This is a genomic window from Streptomyces sp. NPDC004667 (assembly GCF_040609475.1).
Taxonomy (GTDB): Bacteria; Actinomycetota; Actinomycetes; order Streptomycetales; family Streptomycetaceae; genus Streptomyces.
In genome coordinates this window covers 1-4122 of sequence record NZ_JBEXKC010000200.1, presented here as the reverse complement: position 1 = coordinate 4122, position 4122 = coordinate 1, and the positions used below count along the sequence as shown (strand labels likewise).

General features: G+C 71.6%; 3 protein-coding genes. 2 read left to right on the top strand and 1 reads right to left on the bottom strand.

Annotated elements, in window-relative coordinates; translation table 11 throughout:
- Window positions 1-136 precede the first annotated feature (136 nt).
- Window positions 137-877, bottom strand: coding sequence for a 2OG-Fe dioxygenase family protein (locus tag ABZW32_RS39075; RefSeq protein ID WP_356225575.1), 741 nt, complete (start codon window positions 875-877; stop codon window positions 137-139).
- A gap of 202 nt (window positions 878-1079) precedes the next feature.
- Here ABZW32_RS39075 and ABZW32_RS39070 point away from each other — a divergent pair, with 202 nt between their 5' ends.
- Together ABZW32_RS39070 and ABZW32_RS39065 are read left to right on the top strand one after the other, a co-directional pair.
- Window positions 1080-1313 (top strand): acyl carrier protein, encoded by a 234-nt coding sequence (locus ABZW32_RS39070; RefSeq protein WP_280917659.1) that lies wholly within the window; start codon window positions 1080-1082, stop codon window positions 1311-1313.
- A 16-nt stretch (window positions 1314-1329) separates the two neighbouring features.
- Window positions 1330-4122, top strand: a 2793-nt coding sequence (locus tag ABZW32_RS39065; protein ID WP_356225573.1) for a type I polyketide synthase, incomplete at its 3' end; no start/stop codon positions are given.

The following is a 4122-nucleotide window of genomic DNA, read 5'->3' as shown; positions in this document are numbered from 1 at the left end:
CGTCGAAAGATCGTTCCCGAACGACGCCGTCTCCGACGTGAAACGGTCACCCGTCAACTGCATACCGTCACCCGAATCACCCGCGAAACGGATGACCACGCGGTCCACGCGACGGATCTCGGTCCCGTTCGCCATGTCAGCCGCTCTGCTCGTCGCGGCGCAGCTCCGGCGCGTGTCGGTACCCCAGGATCAGGACGTCGCGGACGGCCGGCTTGGCCGGGTCCTGCGCGTGGATCGGGCGCACCGCGTGGAGGATCCGGGCGTCGGCCCAGAACATGGTGTCCATCTGCTCGGTGAGGGTGAACTCGGCCACGAGTTCCTTCTCCAGGCTGTAGACCTGGGATTCCCCGCCCCGGGCGTTGAAGCGGCCCATCAGGTGGATGGCGCCGAAGTCGACCTCGTCGCGGTGCGGGCCCTCGGGGGTCGGTTCCCCCGTCTCGTCCGGGGTGCTGATGATCCGGAACTGGTGGCACTGGACGTCCCAGGGGTCGTCGAGCCAGGAGTCCGCGGGGACCGGGAACTTCTCGAAGTCGGCGCGCAGGAGCCGCGTCAGGAGCGGGTTGTCCAGGGTGGCCCGGCTGAGGGGGGCCACGTCGCGGTCGATGCCGCCGGCGTAGTCGTTGGCGTTCATCGACTGGAAGTAGGGCCGGTGGGGGCGCAGCCGGACCTCCCCGGTGCGGGGCACGAAGTAGAACCGGTCGTAGCGGCGCTCGCGGAAGCGGGACCCGCCCTTCAGGTACCGGTCCGTCTCCAGGTGTTCCCACTCGGCGGCCAATTCCTTGACGTGCTGCATCGCTTCGGTGTCGATGACGAGCCGGTCGGCCGGCAGCAACGAATATCCATTGGTCCGCAATTCTTCTCGTGCTTCGGTCTGCATGATTCGCTCCTCCACGCCGGATCCCACGCATTCGTGCATCCCGAGGTTCCCACAGCGGTACTGACGCTGAACTGACCGGCCCGACGGGTCAGGAGGACGTCAGCCGGTCGTCACGGCGGCTGTGCTTCACTCGACCGGTATGACAGAACAATTAGTGTCCTCGCCCCGATCGGAACGCCGGACGGTTCTGGAAGAAATCGTCGTGGCGGAATTCAAGACGGCACTGCTCATGCCCGATGACGAAGAGCTGCCGCTGGAGGACAGCTTCTTCGAGCTCGGTATGACGTCCCTGCTGCTGACCCAGGTCAAGCAGCGGCTCGAAGACCGGCTGGGGCGGGGCATCAGCAGCACCGCCCTGTTCAACCAGCCCACCGTCGAGCGGCTGACCGACCATCTGGCCTCGGACGTGCTGGCCGACATCTTCGACGCGAATTGAGAGGGAGGCCGCCGCCATGCCGGGAACGCCGGACCCGCGGGATCCGTACATCGTGCAGGGAATCAAGGAGATTCAGGAGAGGCTCGACATCGCGGAGGAAACGGTCCGGCGACAGGACAGGGCCCTCGGTGAATTCCTTCTCGAAAGGCACGAGCCGATCGCCGTGGTCGGGGTCGGCATGCGCCTGCCCGGCCGGAACAATTCTCTTTCGGATCTCGATTCCTTTCTGCGGGACGGACGTTCCGGTATCGGTCCGCTGCCGCGCGACCGCTGGGTGCCGGAGGTGGCCGACGGCGACATCACCGCCGTCGCGGGCGGTTTCCTCGACCACATAGACGAATTCGACGCGCAGTTCTTCAGCATTCCCCCGAAGCAGGCCCCCTTCATCGATCCGGGGCAGCGGCTGCTGCTGGAGACGGTGTGGGAGGCCCTGGAGGACTCCGGCATCGATCCGGCCGTGCTGCGGCACGGCGACGGCGGTGTCTACGTGGGCGCCTCCCCCCTGGACTTCCCCCTGGAGCTGGAGGGGCTCTCGGACGAGCAGCTCGACGGGAACCTGGCGACCGGGCTCGGGGCGTACTCCCTGTCGGGGCGGCTCTCGTACTTCCTGGGCTGGCGCGGCCCGAGCCTGACGACCGACACCGCGTGCGCGGCTTCGCTGACCGCCCTGCACCTGGCGGTGGAGGGGCTGCGGCGGCGCGAGTGCGGGATCGCGCTGTGCGCCGGGGTCAACACCCTGCACAACCCGCGCTCGTACGTGATCCTCTCGCACGCCCAGATGCTGGCCCCGGACGGGCACTGCAAGACCTTCGACGAGAGTGCGGACGGTTACGCGCGCGCCGAGGGCTGCGGGGTGCTCGTCCTCAAGCGGCTGTCGGACGCGGTGGCCGCGGGCGACCGGGTGCTGGCCCTCGTACGGGGCACCGCGATCGGGCAGGACGGCGAGAGCGCGGGCCTGAGCGCGCCCAACGGCACGGCGCAGGAGGCCGTGATGCGGGCGGCGCTGGCCAACGCGCGGCTGGAGCCCGGCGACATCCAGTACGTGGAGGCGCACGGGACGGGGACCCCGCTCGGCGATCCGATCGAGCTGGGGTCGGTGAACGGGGTGTTCGGCGCCTCCCACGACAAGGACGACCCGCTGGTCATCGGCTCGCTGAAGGCCAACCTGGGGCACATGGAGCCCGCGGCCGGGCTGGGCGGACTGATCAAGGTGATCACGCAGATGCGGGCCGGCACCTTCTTCCCGCACGTGTGGCGCAACCTCTCCGGGCGGATCCCGTGGGACACGTACCCGATCGAGGTGGCCACCGAGGAGCGGCCCTGGAAGGCCCCGGTGCGCCGGGCCACCGTCAACGGCTTCGGCGTCGCCGGGGCCATCGCGGTCGCGGTACTGGAGGAGGCCCCCGCCCGGGACACCGCCCGGGACACCGCCCCGGAGACCGCCCGGGACACCGCGCCCGCCGCGCGTGAGGAGGCGTACGGGCAGGTCTTCACGCTGTCCGCCAAGTCCCGGCCGGCGCTGCGGCTCCAGGCCGAGCGGTACGCGCGGTTCCTCGCCGAGCACCCCGGCACCTCCCTCGCCGACCTGTGCCGCACCCGGGCCACCGCCCGCTCGCACTTCCGCTTCCGGGCGGCGGCGGCCGTCTCCTCCCTGGCCGAGCTCGGCACGCAGCTGGAGCGGTGGAGCGCGCCGCCGCGGGGCGAGGAGAAGCCCGACGCGTTCCGCAAGGTGGCCTTCCTGTTCACCGGTTCCGGGTCGCAGTACGTGGGCATGGGCCGGGCCCTGTACGGGCGCCACGCCGTGTTCACGCGCTGCGTCGACGAGTGCGACGCGCTCTTCGCCCCGCTGCTGGGGCGCTCGGTGGCCGCCGTGATGTTCGGCGACGCCGGGGACGCCGAGGAGACCCTGGCCCGTACGTCCTTCACGCACGCGGCGCTGTTCACCCTGGAGTACGCGCTGGCCCGGCTGTGGCTGTCGTGGGGGGTGCGGCCCAGCGTGCTGATCGGGCACAGCGTGGGCGAGATCGTCGCGGCCACGGTCGCCGGGCTGTTCTCGCTCGCCGACGGGGTGGCCTTCCTCGCCGCGCGTTCCCGGCTGATCGAGTCGGTGTCGGCGCCGGGCGGGATGGCCGCGGTGGCGGCGCCCGCCGAGGAGGTGCGCCCGCTGCTGCTGCCGTGGCCCGAACTGGCCGTCGCCGCCGTCAACGCGCCGGAGCAGTGCGTGGTCTCGGGCGGCGCCGGGGCGCTGGCGGAGGCGGTGGAGGCGCTGCGCGCGCGGGACTGGACGGTGACGCCGCTGCACGTGACGGCGGCGTTCCACTCGCCGCTGATGGAGGAGGTCGCCGAGCCGCTGGCCGAGGTGCTGCGGGGGATCGCCTTCGGGGAGCCGCGGCTGCCGATCGTGTCCAACCTGACCGGCCGGATCGCGGCGCCGCGGGAACTGGCGACGCCCGAGTACTGGGTGCACCACATGACGCGGTCGGTGGAGTTCGCGGCCGGGGTGCGGACCATCGCCGAGCGCGGCCGGCACGTGTTCCTGGAGGTGGGTCCGTCCACGGCCCTGACCTCGCTGGCCCGGCAGGCGGTACCGCAGGAGCAGCACCGGTGGCTGAGCTGCCTGCGCCGCAAGGACACCACGGGTGCCACCCTGGACGCGGCGCTGGCCGGTGCGTACACGGCGGGGCTGAACATCTCCTGGAACGAGGTCCACGCGGACGGGCCGGGGCGGCGGATCCCGCTGCCCGGCTACGCCTTCGACCGGCGTTCCTACCGGCTCCCGGCCCGCCCCGCGGCCCGCGCCGGGGCCGCC